The sequence below is a fragment of the Petrotoga miotherma DSM 10691 genome (assembly GCF_002895605.1).
In the GTDB taxonomy this organism is placed as follows: domain Bacteria; phylum Thermotogota; class Thermotogae; order Petrotogales; family Petrotogaceae; genus Petrotoga; species Petrotoga miotherma.
The window spans coordinates 13,625-28,768 of record NZ_AZRM01000056.1; the positions used below are offsets into that span (position 1 = coordinate 13,625).

At 35.0% G+C, this 15,144-nt stretch carries 17 protein-coding genes; 5 read left to right on the forward strand and 12 right to left on the reverse strand.

Features of this window, described 5'->3' with window-relative positions:
• Positions 1-7 precede the first annotated feature (7 nt).
• Genes X928_RS08865 through X928_RS08905 form a run of 9 tightly spaced genes read right to left on the reverse strand, consistent with a single transcriptional unit; the run spans position 8 to position 6,526 of the window.
• The gene (locus X928_RS08865; protein WP_103079408.1) at positions 8-910 is read right to left on the reverse strand and encodes a respiratory chain complex I subunit 1 family protein; all 903 of its coding nucleotides are present in this window, start codon (positions 908-910) and stop codon (positions 8-10) included.
• Complete coding sequence (locus tag X928_RS08870; RefSeq protein ID WP_103079409.1) at positions 907-2,748, reverse strand: proton-conducting transporter transmembrane domain-containing protein; 1,842 nt, start codon at positions 2,746-2,748, stop codon at positions 907-909. The genes X928_RS08865 and X928_RS08870 overlap by 4 nt, the downstream gene beginning before the upstream one ends.
• The gene (locus tag X928_RS08875) at positions 2,749-4,170 is read right to left on the reverse strand and encodes a complex I subunit 5 family protein (protein ID WP_103079410.1); all 1,422 of its coding nucleotides are present in this window, start codon (positions 4,168-4,170) and stop codon (positions 2,749-2,751) included.
• Complete coding sequence (locus tag X928_RS08880) at positions 4,163-4,498, reverse strand: sodium:proton antiporter (RefSeq protein WP_103079411.1); 336 nt, start codon at positions 4,496-4,498, stop codon at positions 4,163-4,165. The genes X928_RS08875 and X928_RS08880 overlap by 8 nt, the downstream gene beginning before the upstream one ends.
• Positions 4,495-5,220 carry a Na(+)/H(+) antiporter subunit B gene (locus tag X928_RS08885; RefSeq protein ID WP_103079412.1) on the reverse strand — a complete coding sequence of 242 codons (726 nt, stop codon included), beginning with the start codon at positions 5,218-5,220 and terminating at the stop codon, positions 4,495-4,497. Before X928_RS08885 ends, X928_RS08880 begins: the two co-directional genes overlap by 4 nt.
• Positions 5,220-5,465 carry a Na(+)/H(+) antiporter subunit B gene (locus X928_RS08890; protein WP_103077342.1) on the reverse strand — a complete coding sequence of 82 codons (246 nt, stop codon included), beginning with the start codon at positions 5,463-5,465 and terminating at the stop codon, positions 5,220-5,222. The genes X928_RS08885 and X928_RS08890 overlap by 1 nt, the downstream gene beginning before the upstream one ends.
• A complete protein-coding gene (gene mnhG / locus X928_RS08895) occupies positions 5,458-5,796 on the reverse strand; it encodes a monovalent cation/H(+) antiporter subunit G (protein ID WP_103079413.1) in 339 nt (112 codons plus the stop codon). Before mnhG ends, X928_RS08890 begins: the two co-directional genes overlap by 8 nt.
• Positions 5,793-6,044, reverse strand: a complete 252-nt coding sequence (locus X928_RS08900) for a monovalent cation/H+ antiporter complex subunit F (RefSeq protein ID WP_103079414.1) — start codon at positions 6,042-6,044, stop codon at positions 5,793-5,795. The genes mnhG and X928_RS08900 overlap by 4 nt, the downstream gene beginning before the upstream one ends.
• Positions 6,041-6,526, reverse strand: coding sequence for a Na+/H+ antiporter subunit E (locus tag X928_RS08905; RefSeq protein ID WP_103079415.1), 486 nt, complete (start codon positions 6,524-6,526; stop codon positions 6,041-6,043). The genes X928_RS08900 and X928_RS08905 overlap by 4 nt, the downstream gene beginning before the upstream one ends.
• A gap of 279 nt (positions 6,527-6,805) precedes the next feature.
• Here X928_RS08905 and X928_RS08910 point away from each other — a divergent pair, with 279 nt between their 5' ends.
• The 5 genes from X928_RS08910 (at position 6,806) to X928_RS08930 (ending at position 9,832) form a co-directional block, all read left to right on the forward strand.
• Entirely contained in the window at positions 6,806-7,657 is an 852-nt protein-coding gene (locus X928_RS08910; RefSeq protein ID WP_103079416.1) for an aldo-keto reductase family protein, read from the forward strand.
• Positions 7,658-7,668: 11 nt separating this feature from the next.
• Complete coding sequence (locus tag X928_RS08915; RefSeq protein ID WP_103079417.1) at positions 7,669-8,592, forward strand: carbohydrate kinase family protein; 924 nt, start codon at positions 7,669-7,671, stop codon at positions 8,590-8,592.
• A gap of 229 nt (positions 8,593-8,821) precedes the next feature.
• A complete protein-coding gene (locus tag X928_RS08920; RefSeq protein ID WP_103079418.1) occupies positions 8,822-9,193 on the forward strand; it encodes a NifB/NifX family molybdenum-iron cluster-binding protein in 372 nt (123 codons plus the stop codon).
• A 3-nt stretch (positions 9,194-9,196) separates the two neighbouring features.
• Positions 9,197-9,574: a PadR family transcriptional regulator gene (locus X928_RS08925; RefSeq protein WP_103079419.1), complete on the forward strand. Its 378-nt coding sequence runs from the start codon at positions 9,197-9,199 to the stop codon at positions 9,572-9,574.
• Between the two features lie 36 nt (positions 9,575-9,610).
• Entirely contained in the window at positions 9,611-9,832 is a 222-nt protein-coding gene (locus X928_RS08930; protein WP_103079420.1) for a ferredoxin, read from the forward strand.
• Between the two features lie 60 nt (positions 9,833-9,892).
• Here the strand turns inward: X928_RS08930 and thrS are convergent, their stop codons facing one another.
• From thrS to X928_RS08945, 3 genes are all read right to left on the reverse strand, one after another.
• Positions 9,893-11,815 carry a threonine--tRNA ligase gene (gene thrS, locus X928_RS08935; protein WP_103079421.1) on the reverse strand — a complete coding sequence of 641 codons (1,923 nt, stop codon included), beginning with the start codon at positions 11,813-11,815 and terminating at the stop codon, positions 9,893-9,895.
• 26 nt (positions 11,816-11,841) lie between these two features.
• Positions 11,842-12,906, reverse strand: coding sequence for a peptide chain release factor 1 (prfA, locus tag X928_RS08940; protein WP_103079446.1), 1,065 nt, complete (start codon positions 12,904-12,906; stop codon positions 11,842-11,844).
• 117 nt (positions 12,907-13,023) lie between these two features.
• Positions 13,024-15,030, reverse strand: coding sequence for a methyl-accepting chemotaxis protein (locus tag X928_RS08945; RefSeq protein WP_103079422.1), 2,007 nt, complete (start codon positions 15,028-15,030; stop codon positions 13,024-13,026).
• Positions 15,031-15,144 lie beyond the last annotated feature (114 nt).

Genomic DNA, 15,144 nt, shown 5'->3' on the forward strand with positions numbered 1-15,144 from the left:
TCATTTGTCATACGTTCACCCCCAGTCCTGTAAAAATTACTATCGCAGCTTGAACAAGTGACAGTACTATCGGAACTCCATAGAAGAATGTTACAACATTCTCTATTCTAAAACGAGCCGAAACAGCATATATCAGTGTAACTAAGGTATAAACAAAAAAGTATTTTATTAAGTATTCAATTAAATTTCCTCCTCCTAAAAATAGGTTCACGAACAATCCAACTTCAACTAACGTTGCGAACTCGTGTTGTAACATCAACATCCCAAAATGTTTTCCTCCATATTCAACCATAGGCCCAGAGGCTATTTCTGTCGGCGCTATGGGGGTATCAAATGGAACTTTGTTAAGCATACCAAGTAAGGATATGAAAGCTACTATAGCTCCTAGGGGCATGGTAAAAATATGCCATCCAAGAATCCCATTCATTTGTTGTACATGTGCCAATTCACTGAGTGAAGAAGTACCATAAACGTGTATCATTCCGAATACAACTATCATAAATGGGACTTCATAAGCAACCATCTGAGTCAACGCCCTCATAATACCTATTCCTGCCCAGGCGTTTCCAGAACCAGACGCACTCATGGCCATCCCAAGAGAACCTATTGCTAATAAATAGACAACTACAAAGAAATTATCAAGACCATTAAAAGCCACGATATTGCCAAAAGGTAAAAACATAAAAGTGGCTATCGTTCCTCCCAAAGCCATCATCACACCAAAATCATAAATAAAACCATGTGTTATAGATGATTTTGATAGAGCTTTGAAAATATCCATAAAAGTTTGATACCATGGTGGCCCCACTCTTCTATGAACTTTAGCCGTAACTTTTCTTTGAATACCATCAATAGATACTTGCCATAAAAATCCGATGAAAACTATCATCAAGGCTATCAAATAACTCATATTTTATCACCCCAGAAAAAGGCTATTGTTATTATCACAGAGATCCAAAATACACCTACAGAAGCGTTTGAAGAAAAGAACCAACTTCTGACAAGACGGCCAAACTCGTTTACTCTTAAAGCTATGGCATCATAAAATTTTTCCACTGATGGATGATTTTTATACAATCTTTCAAAAGGGGCGTAATAGTTTTTGGCGTAATGATAAGATTCAGGATCGTATATAAATTCGCCAGCAGTGTAAGTGTTCATCTGATCAACGGGCTGAGCCTTTTTATGTGTGTAAAAAATTAATGCGGCTATAATGAAACCTATTACGAAGACGGCTGTAATCACTAAAGAATCCCACATGCCACTGAAGGAATATATCTTTGAGCCTTCTACACTTATTGGAACAATATTCAAAGAAGCCTGGATTTTCGAAATAAATCCTAACATTTGAGAAGGAAACACACCAAAATATATTGTCAGTAAAGACATCACAAGCATCGGAATCTGCATCATAAAGGGGACTTCTTTCACATCGTTGTGCTTAGGTGACAATTGACCTAAAAATACAGTAGCAAGAGGTCTAAAAACGTACATGAAAGACCCTATACTTCCAAAAAAGGTGGCAAAAGCTATAAACATAAGCCCTTCGCTCGCTAAACCTTGGAAGATCAACCACTTTGATGCGAATCCACTGGTGGGTGGTATCCCGGCAATGGAAATTATGGCAATTAAGTAAGCGGCAAAGGTTACAGGCATCTTTTTAATCATCCCACCCAGTTCACTCATATTTGTGGTACCAGTTCTATAAGCTACCGCTCCAATAGTTAAAAACATAGCAGCTGATGCCATTGCATGATTGAAAATATGCATCATTCCACCCGCGAATCCTACTTGATCTAAAAGCGAGATACCGATCAATATGTATCCTCCATTTGCAACGGTGGAATAAGCTATCAGTCTTTTAGCATCTTCTTGTTTTATTGCCATAAGGGTTCCAACTATAATGCTTATTGCACCTAAAACCATAATTATATAATTTTCATAAGGGACCCCGATTATATGAATATGGTTAGAAAAGATCTGTGAAGTAGGAATAATTGCGCTAACCAACAACGCTATAAATGCTCCCATTTTAACTAATCCTCCCGAAAGAACCGGGGAAAAGGTATGAGGAGCGTTCCCATGAGCAATGGGGAGCCACGTGTGAAATGGGAAAATTCCTAGTTTTGCAAGTCCCGCGATAATAATTACAAAATAAGCCATTACAGCCGTATTGGGACTGCTAATTAAATTCTGTGAAATACTTTTTATATCAAAGGTTTGAAACAGTGAATATAAATACATTATTGCAAAAAACATTGAGAAAGAACCAATCGTACTGATTGCATAATAAACTACAGAGGCCTTCCTTGATTTACCAAGGGGGATTATAAACAAAGAAGACCAAACTACCATCTCCCAAAATATGAATAACGTAAGGAAATCCTTGGCAAAGAACACCCCCAACGTAGAAACTACAGAAAACACGTAGAGCATATTGTATGAAGCGGGATTAACCATTTTTTCTACCCAATAGGGATTAAAAAAAGACACAAGAAAATAAGTTAAGACCATTATTATGGAAAAGAACCAACCATAATTAGAACTCACCAATTGCAATGAAAATCCTCCAAAAGACCAAAGGTTAAATACTGTTCCAACATCGTTCATATATCCAAACAAAAATACCAATACAAACAACGTTGAAAAAATGGTAAAGTAACTACCCAACTTTTTGTTTATCTTTGTCAAGAAAAAAGTCAAAACCGATAACAACAAACCTGTAATTAACAGAGAGTTTAACGCCATCTACATCACTCCCACTGACAAATAAGATAAGGATTCCTTCAAAGGTGTTGATACGTTCTGCACAAAATCTCCAAATAATTCTGGGTAGATTCCTCCCATAATGAATAAGAACCCAACAACTACCGCTACGACACTTATGACAAATAGCTTGTTCATCGAAAATTTGGTTGTTAATTTTTCAGTTGCTTCCTCGTGTTCTTCACCTGGTACCCATAGTTTAACTAGCATTCTTATATAATAAACACCTTCCAACAAACTTCCCAACAATATTACTAATGGAATAATCCAGTTGATATTAAAAGCAGTGTTTATAATGTTGAATTTTGCATAAAAACCGTAGAACAAAGGAAGACCAATCAAAGACAAAGCAGAAACTGTAAATCCAAAACCTACTAGAGGATACTTTCTAAATATTCCAGCAGCTTTATCGATAGAATCACTTGAATTATTCTCATAAACGTTCGCGGCTGTAGAAAACATCACTAACTTAGCAAAGGCATTATTTATTAGTTGTAAAACAGCTGCGTACCCCCCACCTATTAAAAATAGTCCAGTAATTAATCCTGCCTGTCCAATACTTGAGAAAGTAAGTATTTCTCTCATATTCTTTGTAGCGGTGGCAGAAGTTTCGGCAAAGATAAAGGTAATGAAAGTAATTGCGATAAATATATTAAACAAAGGCCCGCTAACGGTAATTAAATTGGAAAAAAACCTTCCAAATACCAAAAAAATCGTTGATGCATAGACAGCAGAAAATAATGGGGCAGTCAAGGTGTTTACATTAGAATAAATACCTCTAACCCAACTATTAAAAGGTATAAGTTTTGCCTCAACCGCTAAACCTGAAAAAATCAAAATAGAAACTATCAGTTGAATATTTTGTGAAAGTTCTGAGAAGTGAACGGACAAATCAGACATATTCAGACTTCCAACAACGGCATATACTATAATTATTCCAAGTAAATACAAACTAGATCCTACAGAACCTAAAACCAAATAATTAAAAGTATGATGGTACTTTCCATGCAAAGTTGATATTATATAAGCTGAAATAGTTGCTATTTCAAAGAACACGTAGAAGTTGAATAAATCGTTAGTTAACACCATTCCATTGAGCCCAGCTAAAGATATTAACAAAGGCAATGAGTACTTTCCAATCTTCTTCATCCCAATCAAAGAAGAAACGAGAAACAAAACATTAATTAATATTATCCCAAAAAAAGAATAATTATCCACCAACAAGTTGATACCAAATGGTGGCTGCCAGCCTCCAAGCTCGTAGCTCCCTTTTTGTACAAAAAAAACAAAGATGGTGTTTAAAACTAAACCAAAAAACAAAAGAGATTTAGAAAAGTTTTTAAACATTACCCCAACGAACGCTAAAAGTAGAGGGATAACAATTAAAAGTACTGGATTAATCATCTGAACCACCTCTAATTTCATCTATTTCGATAGACCCTTTTTCAAAGTATACTTTTCTAATAAAAGCCAAGCCTAAAGCGGTAGTCCCAAAACCGATAACAATCGCAGTTAACACCAATGCTTGAGGAAGTGGATCAACATAATTTGAAACAGATTCAAGCGTTATGATTGGTGCGTTACCACCTTTAACGTATCCAATAGATATAATGAATAAATTCAAACCTAATTCTAAAAGGTTCAGTGAAATAAGCATCTTAATCAAATTCTTCGATGAGAGTAAGCCGTAGATTCCAACAAAAAGAAGCGCTAAAAATAAATACTGAATCATTTTTCTCCCCCCTGTGTTAAAAAGTTGCCAATGATATTTGACAATTCAGAACCCACTTTTAAACCTATCAACACGTATAATATAGGTGTTAATCCTGCGCTGAAGAGTTGACCTATCTCACCCGAAGGCAAAAAGTTGTATAAAAATGAATTAAAAGCAAAAAGCCCTATTAAACCCAAGACTATAATCAGCACGCCTGAAGCACCTTCAAGTACGTTGAAGGCATTCATCTTCTCTTTAAATTTATCATCGCTTATGTACATCAATAAAACTGATGAGGCTATCATTGCACCACCCGGGAATCCTCCACCCGGAGTTAAATGACCATGAATGAATATATATATTCCAACGATCAATATAATGCCTGTTATAATTCGAACACCAGCTTTGAGAATGAAATTTGGTTTTACTCGAAAGATAATCCTTTCTTTTCCTACATTTAAAAGCAAGGCTACCCCCATTGCCGAAATGAAAAGGACGGTTAATTCTCCTAAGGTGTCAAATCCTCTATAATTAACAACTACAGAAGTAACAATATTAGCCGATCCTGTTTCCGGATAAGGCCTGGTTTCATCGGTATCTTTGTCTATGTATTCTTGTGAAACGGCGTTATTTAAATCTCTCTCACCATAATTTGGAAAGAAACTTTGTGAATCATACAGTAATGAGAACATAAAAAAAGCCACAACAAACGTTAATAAAACTGAAATAAATTTCTTCATTATTTCTCACCACTCTTCTTCATAGTCATCAATGTAAATACGAAGAGCGAGGTCATCAAACCAGAACCTATAACAGCTTGAGTTATAGCAACATCTGGAGCTTTCATGATTATGAATTCCACAACTGAGAGCAAAGACGTTATAGATAAAAAAACAATGGAATTTAACAACTTTTTCGATTCAATAGCCATCAAAGCGAAGAGGATCATTATAAAACCAATGATTACACCAATTGTTTCAATCATCTTGACTCATCTCCTCTTTTTCATACAAACCTTTTAAGTCATCTTTTTGTAATTTTGCTATTTTTGCACCATGTAAGTAGGAGGCGCGAGCTAAAACGGAACTCCCAACGGGATTAGTGATGGTCATAAAAACAACTAAGATTAGTGATTTCAAAAACCATGAAGGGTTTAAAAATCCGACTCCTAAAATTAAAGAGAAAGCACCTAAAGTTGTGGCTTTTGTGCCCGCCTGTATTCTATTGAAAACATCTGGCATTCTGAATATTCCCAAACCTCCCAGCAGATAAAAAATTCCTCCGATTATTATTAAAACATCTCCGATCACCTTCATTTTTTCGCCTCCAAATATCTTGAAAGAACAACCGTTTCCAAAAAGGATAGCACTCCATAAACTATTGCAATATCCAAATAAATTTCATTTTTAAAAATATGTGATAGCAAAACAATAATTCCTGTGATCATAACGTTCATTGTATCCAAAGAAACGATTCTATCGGTTACTTCAGGACCAATTATCATTCTCAAGACAGAAAAAAATACACCTATTCCAATCAAACTAAACACGATAATTTCGATCATTTGTATATCCTCCCCAAAATTTTTTCGAAAGTCCCCGTCACGTACTTTTTGTAATCTTCTTCGTTTTTACCCTTTATATCTATCCAATGAATGTATAGGTTTTCTTCATCGGCATCTATTGCTAGTGTTCCAGGGGTTAAAGTAATGGAATTAGCTAAAGTTAACTTGCCAACATTTCCCTTCAAATCAACAGGGATTTTCACAAAACCTGGGTTTAAAGGTATTTTTGGTGTCAAAACCCTCCTTGCAACATCGATATTTGATAAAAACATTTTGTACACAAAAACAGGTACGTATACAACCACAAATAAAGGTAGTTTGTAAACAACAGAAAGATCTAATTCATAATCCACAAGACCTGAAATGACTCCTGCTAAAACAATTGAAACTAACAACCCTACGATCAATTCAGAAAGGTTAAAAGAAGTCAAAAACAGCCAAATTACTAGAAGAACAACAAAAGTCGAAACAAATTTCTTCACAACAATCCCTCCACTTTATATAGTTTGTGAAAAAAACCTCATACTGGATAAGCCGAAAAATTTTATTCCTATACATTATACCAGTAAGAGGTATAATTCCAAAATCGAAAAACAACCTTCTAATCGGCTATAATCGTACTTAATTACCTTTAATTACCCCTAAACGCTAATTTTCTATGGTATTAATTTTTTATGGTATAATTGAATGTGCAATTTCTCATATCTTCTTTTAAGTATTGATCACCTTCCAGGGGGTACTATTGAAAGGAGGAACAAGAAATGGAGAGAAGAATGTTGGGTAAAACCCAAGAAGAACTCTCTATAATAGGTTTGGATTTGGAAAAGCTTTTGGTAAGTGAGGATACTTACGAAATTAAAAGGTTTTTAGAAAAGTTTATTCTAGGTGGTGTAAACTTTTTTGAAATTTCTCCTACATTCGAACCTAAAGACGTGACGGCCATTTTTCCAATAAATCTGTATAGGGATAAACTTTTTATTGCAGGCAGATCTTACTCCAAAAGCAGTGATGAGATACAACAGGACATAAAGGAACTCTTAGCTAAATTCAATCTTCAATATTTAGATTTGATTCAAATTATTGTAAATACTCAGGAAGGTATTCATAGAATTCTAGGACCTGAAGGCGCTCTGGAGGGGTTCTTTGCTGCTAAAAATTTGGGCTTAGTAAAGTACATAGGTTTTTCAACAAACAAAGAAAGAATAGCCTTAAAACTTTTAGAAAGTTACGATTTTGATTCGATTACCTTCCCCTTAGACTGGATGAACTGGTACACTGGTTATGGAAGAAAAGTAATTTCCAAAGCCAAGGAAAAAGGTACTGGCATAATAAGCAAACAAAGTCTTATAAAAAAGATAACGAAGGTAAATTCAGAAAAAGGTATATCGGACCTTCTTTATATCCCTTCTGAAAGTTATGAAGAAGTTAAGACAACGATAAGATTTTCTCTTACTAAGCCAATAACCTCTATCTTATGTTCTAGCCACATTAACCTTTTAGAATGGTTAATACAAGCAGCAGACGAATTCACACCGCTTGATATTCAAGAAGAGGAAAATTTGCGAAAAAGCTGTGAAGAACTTGGAAAAGTGTTCAATCCTAAAAACATTTGAGGAGAAGTGGCATGTCTGTATCAATAATTGGAGGAATAAATATAGATTTTAAAGGATCCTCTTACCAAAAATTATCTCTAAAGACTTCAAACCCTGGACGTATTTTTTATTCCTCTGGTGGTGTATCTAGGAACGTTGCACACAATTTATGCAAATTAGAAGTGCCTGTTAATTTGTTTGGCGTAGTTGGGAACGATGTATTTGGTGAAATAATTTTAGCTGAACTAAATACCCTAAAGATAAATACTAATTTTATCAAGATTTCTGATAATTACCGTACTGGAGTTTACCTTGCAATTTTAGACCAAAAAAAAGATATGTTGGTTTCCATTTCAGACATGGAAATTATTAAAGAGATAAATGTAAATTATATAGAAAAACATAAAGATACGTTACTCCATTCAAAAATAGTCTTTCTTGAAGCAAATTTAGAACCCCAGGTAATAGAATATACACTTAAAATACTTGAAAATACCGATGTTTGCACAGTTTTTAACGCAGTATCAAATCAAAAGGTAAAAAAATTAAAAAATATAATTGGAAAAATAGATTATCTAACTCTCAACTTTTCAGAATTGAAATCCTTAATTGAGCAAGAAAACTTGAATTTTTCAGATTATAAAAGTATCCAGAAGATTTTTTCTGAAGAATTCCCCAATATTTTTAATTTAATCATAACAAACGGAGAAGAGGGGGTTCTCTTTTTCAACAATCTACTTAAAAAAACAGAGTTCTTTTCTGTAGAGAAAGTTAAAGATTCCGAAATAATCGATGCTAATGGTGCCGGAGACGCTTTCACCTCAGGATTTATCTACGGTATTTACAATGATGCTGATATAGAAAAAAGCATTGAATACGGAATAAAAGCTGCTCGAATTACCCTAAAAAGTCCAAAAACAGTAGCAGATGAATTATCTTGCAAAATTTTTGATTGACTAAAAGTCAAAAACAAGGTGAAACCCTTTCACCTGCTGGGCTATGGACCTATAACCCTTTCCTTAGAAGGGCAGGCTGCGGGGCAAAGGGCAATGACCTTTTATCCTAATGGGCGGGGAGCGGGGCAAAGGGTAACGACCTTTTATCCTAATGGGCGGGGAGCGGGGCGAAGGGGCGCTAAATAAAGTTTCTAAAGACACTAATATTTAAAACTACAGGAGGGAAAAAATGAAGATAGCTATTCCATTGATAGAAAATATAGGTAAAGATTCAAGAATCAGTGAACATTTTGGGCATGCTCCTTACTTCGCCTTTGTGGATTTGAAAGAAAATAAAGAATACAGCTATGAAATAGAAAAGAACCCTTTGGAAAACCATTCAACAGGAGAGATCCCTCAATACATGCATGAAAAAGGTGTAGAATTAATGGTAGTCAGAGGGATTGGAATGAAGGCGATAAATGTTTTTGAAAATCTTAATATTCAGGTTATAAGAGGGGTAGATGGGACTTTAAAAGAAATAATTGAAGCAATTTCTTCTAACAATTTAAAAGATCGAGATTATACGGTGAAATCGAAATTCCATGATCAAGGAGTCTAAAGAATGTCTGCTTACCAAAGAGGTAGAGGACAAGGATGGAGAGGAAAGGGTAGATTTTTAGCCAATTTTATTCTTTTAATCATTGCCGAAAACCCAACTTATGGTTATGAAATTGCCAATAACTTGGATGAACTGGGTGTGGAAACGATCGAAGGTATTGGTCAGATGGGCAGAATATACAGGATACTTTCAGAGTTAGAGGGAAGTGGATATATAACTTCAAATTGGGATACTTCTAAGAGTCCACCTGTGAAGGTTTACACAATTACACCTTTGGGATTGGAGTATCTGAGATACGCGCTTGAGGGTATTAAGATGGAATCAAAAGTTCTTGATACCTTCATTGACAAATGCGAAAAGATCCTTAACAGAAAAGAATAACTTAACTTTTAAAAATACCGTTGGGAGGGTTTAATTATGCGAAGAGAAGGAGGAGGCATGGGTAGCAGAGGTTTTTGTGTTTGTGTGAAATGTGGCTACAAAAAACCTCACACACACGGCGTCCCATGTCAAGATGAAAGATGCCCAAATTGCGGAAGCGTTTTATTACGCGAGGGTTCATATCATTATAATCAAGCAAAAAAGGCTTTAGAAAAGAAAAGAAACAAAAATTCAGACGAAAAAAATAATCTCAATTAAAAACATAAAATATTGAAGGCGCCCGTTCTTGGGCGCCATTTATAAATCGGTATTATTAAATTAAAAAGTTAAGTCCAAATTTCTGTTCTTTATTTCATTTTTAATTTCCTCAATGAAACGCTCTTTTGAAACATTTTCTATGGTATCGCCCTTTCGAGTTCTTATATTTATAGTATCTGAATTCATTTCTTTTTCTCCAAAAACTATCATATACGGCACTTTCTTCATCTGTTCGCTTCTTATCTTGTATCCCACAGTAGCATCAGAATCATTTACATAAACCCTAATACCTTCTTGTTCTAGACTACGAGAAAATTTTTTGGCTTCTTCATTGAATTTTTCAGAAACGGGAAGAATCGATACTTGAACAGGAGAAAGCCAAGTTGGAAACTCTCCGGCAAAGTTTTCTATTAAAATACCAAAGAATCTTTCTAAAGACCCAAATATAGCTCTATGAATCATAACCGGCCTTTTTTGTTCGTCGTTTTCATCTGCGTATACAATATCAAACCTTTCTGGCATCTGAAAATCAAGCTGAATAGTTGTACATTGCCATTTTCTTCCAAGAGAATCTGTAACGTTAAAATCTATTTTAGGGCCATAAAAAGCCCCTTCCCCTTCGTCTATTCTATATTCCATGTTGGTCTTTTCTAGTGCCTTTTTTAAAGCATCGGTAGCCCTTTCCCAACTTTCAATATCTCCCATATGATCTTCGGGCATCGTACTTAAGATGGCTTCGTATTTAAATCCAAATGTTGAAAATATTTCGTTTGTTAGTTGTATAACTTTTATTATTTCTTCCTCCATTTGTGACTGCATGCAAAATATATGCGCGTCATCTTGGGTGAAAGCTCTGACTCTAAAAAGGCCGTGTAAGACCCCGCTTCTTTCGTAGCGATGCACTTTACCAAATTCAAACATTCTTATTGGTAAGTCTCTGTAACTGACGAAGTTGTTTTTATATATCAGTATATGCCCAGGGCAATTCATCGGTTTGACCGCCATAGGCATATCTTCTTTCTCAGTGAAAAACATATTTTCTTTGTAATGATCCCAATGCCCAGATTGATGCCATAATTTGATATTCATGATTTGAGGGGTTTCTACCTCTACGTATCCATATTTTTTATGAATTTGCCGGGCGTAAGACATCAATTCATTGAGAACAATCTTACCATTTGGTAGGAAAAAAGGCATACCAGGAGCCATTTCAGATTGTAACATGAATAAATTCAATTTTGGACCTAATTTTCTGTGGTCTCTTCTTTTTGCCTCTTCAATCATGTTTAAGTAATCGTCAAGTTGTTTCTTTTTGGGAAAAGCGGTGCCATATATTCTTTGGAGCATCTTGTTCTTTTCGTCCCCCCGCCAATAAGCTCCAGATACGGATAAAAGCTTAAAGTATTTAACATATCCAGTAGAGGGAAGATGAGGACCCCTGCACAAATCATAGAAATCTCCTTGAAAATAAACTGAAATAGTGTCTTCTTCTAGTTCCTTAATTAATTCCAGTTTGTAAGGTTGATCTTTGAATAATTCTATAGCCTCTTTTTTACTTACTTCTTTTCTAATAATTTTTATATCTTCTTTTATAATCTTTTTCATTTCTTCTTCTATCCTTGGAAAATCTTCCTCTGAAAGGTTGTACCCTTCAATATCAAAATCATAATAAAAACCATTTTCAATAACCGGACCTATAGCAAGCTTGACTCTGCCCTTTCCAAAAATTCTTACCACCGCTTGAGCCATTATATGAGCCATCGTATGTCGGTATATTTTTGGGGCTATTTCATCATCCAAAGTTATTAACTTAATAGTTGAATCCTGCACTATAGGGGTATTCAAATCTTTTATTTCTCCATTAATTGCTGCAACTATAGCTTTTCTGTACAGCCCTTGGGATATACTTTTGGCAATTTCTACAGGAGTAATTCCATCTTTAAATTCCTCAACAGAATTATCTGGAAAAGTTATTTTAACCATTTAATCACCTCTATCAATAATTTAATTTATAAGGTCAAACTTTCAAGTTTTTCTTTAAGATCTTTTTCTAGTAGCTTATCTATTATTTCATCTAAATCTCCATCAAGTATTTCATTTATTCTATGAGTGGTATAGTGAATTCTATGATCTGTAACCCTATTTTGCGGAAAATTGTACGTTCTGATTTTTTCGCTTCGCTGTGCGGTACCTATTTGTGATTTTCTCTCTTGTATAAGTTGAGATTGTTGCTCCTCTAACTTTATCTCAAAAAGTTTTGCTCTTAATATATTTAAAGCTTTTTCTTTATTTTGATGCTGGGATCTTTCATTTTGACAAGTCACAACGATCCCGGTCGGTAGATGGGTTATTCTAACCGCAGAATCCGTTTTGTTAACGTACTGACCACCTGCCCCACTTGCCCTATAGGTATCTATTCTGAGATCATTCTCATTTATTTGAATATCTATATCTGTTGCTTCAGGTAACACCGCAACTGTGGCAGTAGAAGTGTGTATCCTTCCAGAAGATTCTGTTTGCGGTACCCTTTGTACCCTATGCACACCGCTTTCGTATTTCAACCTTCTGTAAGCACCTTGACCCTTTATTTTTAATATGGCGGTTTTAATTCCACCAAGTTCGTTTTCGTTTAGATCAAGAACTTCATATTTCCAATTTTTTCTTTCAGCATACCGTAGATACATTCTCATTAACTCTGAAGCGAAAAGGCTTGCTTCATCCCCCCCGGTACCAGCTCTTATCTCCATAATGATATTTCTCTCATCATACTCATCTTGAGAAACTAAACCTTCTATGATTTTTTTTCTTGTTTTTTCTTGCTTTTCCTCTAAATCTTGAAGCATTGACTGATATTCTTCTTCAGAGACTTCGTTGTTTTCATACATTTCTTTTAACGCTTTTATGTCTTCTAGACTTTGTTCGTAACTCTCAAATAGCGCATTTAATTCTGAGAGTTTAGAATGCTCCTGTCCTAATTTTTTTAATTTTTCAACATCGTTAGTAATATCTGGATCACTTAGTTGTTTTTCTAGTTCTTTAATTTTTTTCTTTACTTCTTCTTTAAAATCTAATATATTCAACTTTCTCACCTTTTTACTTTATTTGTTAGCATTAAGGGGTAAACCCCTTAAGATCCCCAAATCCAAAATCTTTGTTCAATTAAAAATCTTTTTGCACAACCCAGCAAAATTTTATATTTTAAAACTTCCAACTAATCCTTTTAACTCTGTGGCTAACTCACTCAACTCTTTCGCTTCTTCGTTTATTCCTACCCCTTGTTTTACTTGTTCGTCTATTACACTCCTTGATCTTTCTAGTTGTTCACTTATCTCTGTTACTGCTTTCGCTACCCTGTCCATTGCTGTGCTCATCTCTTGCGCACTTGCACTTTGTTCTTCTGCACTTGCAGTCATGTTTTCTATCCCTTGGTCCATCCTTTCTATCCTTTCTTTTATCCGGTTGAAACTTTGTTGTACATTCACCATCTTTTCGTTTATTTCTCCTATCGTTCCTACTACCTTGTTCGTAGATTCGTTTACTTTGTTCGTTCCTTGCGTTATGTTGGTTAGTATTTCTGATATTTCATCCGTTGCATTCCTTGATTCTTCCGCTAACTTCCTTATCTCATCCGCTACAACTGCAAATCCTCTTCCTGCTTCCCCTGCCCTTGCAGCTTCTATCGCTGCGTTTAGTGCTAACAGGTTCGTTTGTTCCGTTATCGAGTTTATCGTTTCTACTATACTTTGTACGTTCTTGGCGTTGCTTGCAAGTGTTTCTACTTCTTTTTGACTTTCTTTGGTCCTTTCTACCGCTTCTTTCACCGCTTGACTTATACTTTCTATCGTTTTGCTTCCTTCTTCTGCAGCTTTACTTGTTTCATCTGCTTCTTCACTTAGTCTTTGTGCGTCTTGGGATACACCTTGTGCAGCCCTTGCTACTTCGTCTACACCTGAGGTTACTTCTTCTACGTTTCCCGCCGTTTCTTCCGTACTTGTTTGTATCTTGTCCATCTGGTTTTTGAGTTCTTCTGAGTTCTTTCTGCTTTCTTGTGATGAGCGTGTTAGACTTTCTGATGCGTTTTCTACTTTGTCTGATGCCTGCCTTATTGACCCCATGGATCTTCTTAATTCTTTACTCATTTCTGATAGAGCATTGGCCATCTGTCCTATCTCGTCTTTGCTTTTACTTTTAAAGTTTACCGTTAAGTCTCCTTCTTTGAATTGGTTTATCTTGTTTTTGAAGTCTAACAGTGGTTTCGTTATACTCCTTATTAGATAGATGACCATGATTATCGATACTACGAAGGCTACTACGGTTAAGATGGCTGTCAAGGTTATAGCCCTGTTGTTTTCTTCTATGAGTGATGGACCTAACGTGTCTTGCTGGACCTTTAATTTATTTCTTTGTTCTTCTAATAGGTTCAGTATCTCTACCCTTGCTTGCTCCATCTGCCCGATTATGGGTTGTTGGGATTCTATCGCTGTGACTATTTGATCGAAGGTGTTTTTGAACTGCTCAACCATGTCTTTCGTCTGGTTGAACATTTCAGTTAGTTCGTCAGAGGTTAGTCCATATTGCATGATCAATAGTTGGGAATCCAATTCATTAAAAGCATTTAAAACATTGTTTTTATCTCCAAGAGATTTGGATGAAAAATACATGGAAGATAAATTATCTATATTATCCAATATATTCAGTGAACTATCAGCATAAAAAACGAGGGTTGAAACATTATTTTCTTGGGCTAAGGTTTTAAAGTCGGTAATAATTTGGCGTAATTCATTGGATATATCTTTAAAATCTTGATTTACGAGTCTATTTTTTTCTTCGTTCAATTGAACAATTTGATTAAACCCACTTTCATAACTCTCTACCTTTGTGATTACGTTTTGCACAAGTGTTGAATCGGTAGTTTCACCTGTAAAGAAAGTTTGAATTGTATCAATATTCTGAGTAAAAGTTTCTTTTGTTTGTTCATCGTAATTAATCACATAGTCTTTGAAGGCTAAAGCAGCTTCAAAAAAGTCGTTTTCTATTTCAGAGATTTGATTCGTTGCATCAGAAAGATCTCTATAACTACCCAAACCATCGTTGGACCTTACCAAAGAAAAAATATTGAAAAATACCGCTGCCCCGAATAAAACAAAAATTACAACGATAATTAAAGTTATCCTTCCTCTTATACTTTTGAATGACATGGAAATTTTCCCCCTTTATTTTTAATTATCTTGAGTATTATTATAATATAAAAAGGCATAGAAAAGCAAACAAAAAGTTTTTAGAAATATTTCTTTCTAATGCGAAATGAAAAA

Excerpts from the sequence above, each read along its gene's own strand:
- X928_RS08910 (WP_103079416.1), top strand. The coding sequence starts at position 6,806 with ATGGAGAGAAGAATGTTGGGTAAAACCCAAGAAGAACTCTCTATAATA.
- X928_RS08865 (WP_103079408.1), bottom strand. The coding sequence starts at position 910 with ATGAGTTATTTGATAGCCTTGATGATAGTTTTCATCGGATTTTTATGG.
- X928_RS08870 (WP_103079409.1), bottom strand. The coding sequence starts at position 2,748 with ATGGCGTTAAACTCTCTGTTAATTACAGGTTTGTTGTTATCGGTTTTG.
- mnhG (WP_103079413.1), bottom strand. The coding sequence starts at position 5,796 with ATGAAGGTGATCGGAGATGTTTTAATAATAATCGGAGGAATTTTTTAT.
- thrS (WP_103079421.1), bottom strand. The coding sequence starts at position 11,815 with ATGGTTAAAATAACTTTTCCAGATAATTCTGTTGAGGAATTTAAAGAT.
- X928_RS08945 (WP_103079422.1), bottom strand. The coding sequence starts at position 15,030 with ATGTCATTCAAAAGTATAAGAGGAAGGATAACTTTAATTATCGTTGTA.
- X928_RS08925 (WP_103079419.1), top strand. The coding sequence starts at position 9,197 with ATGTCTGCTTACCAAAGAGGTAGAGGACAAGGATGGAGAGGAAAGGGT.
- X928_RS08885 (WP_103079412.1), bottom strand. The coding sequence starts at position 5,220 with ATGAAGAAATTTATTTCAGTTTTATTAACGTTTGTTGTGGCTTTTTTT.
- X928_RS08890 (WP_103077342.1), bottom strand. The coding sequence starts at position 5,465 with ATGATTGAAACAATTGGTGTAATCATTGGTTTTATAATGATCCTCTTC.
- X928_RS08920 (WP_103079418.1), top strand. The coding sequence starts at position 8,822 with ATGAAGATAGCTATTCCATTGATAGAAAATATAGGTAAAGATTCAAGA.
- X928_RS08875 (WP_103079410.1), bottom strand. The coding sequence starts at position 4,170 with ATGATTAATCCAGTACTTTTAATTGTTATCCCTCTACTTTTAGCGTTC.
- X928_RS08900 (WP_103079414.1), bottom strand. The coding sequence starts at position 6,044 with ATGATCGAAATTATCGTGTTTAGTTTGATTGGAATAGGTGTATTTTTT.
- X928_RS08915 (WP_103079417.1), top strand. The coding sequence starts at position 7,669 with ATGTCTGTATCAATAATTGGAGGAATAAATATAGATTTTAAAGGATCC.
- X928_RS08880 (WP_103079411.1), bottom strand. The coding sequence starts at position 4,498 with ATGATTCAGTATTTATTTTTAGCGCTTCTTTTTGTTGGAATCTACGGC.
- X928_RS08930 (WP_103079420.1), top strand. The coding sequence starts at position 9,611 with ATGCGAAGAGAAGGAGGAGGCATGGGTAGCAGAGGTTTTTGTGTTTGT.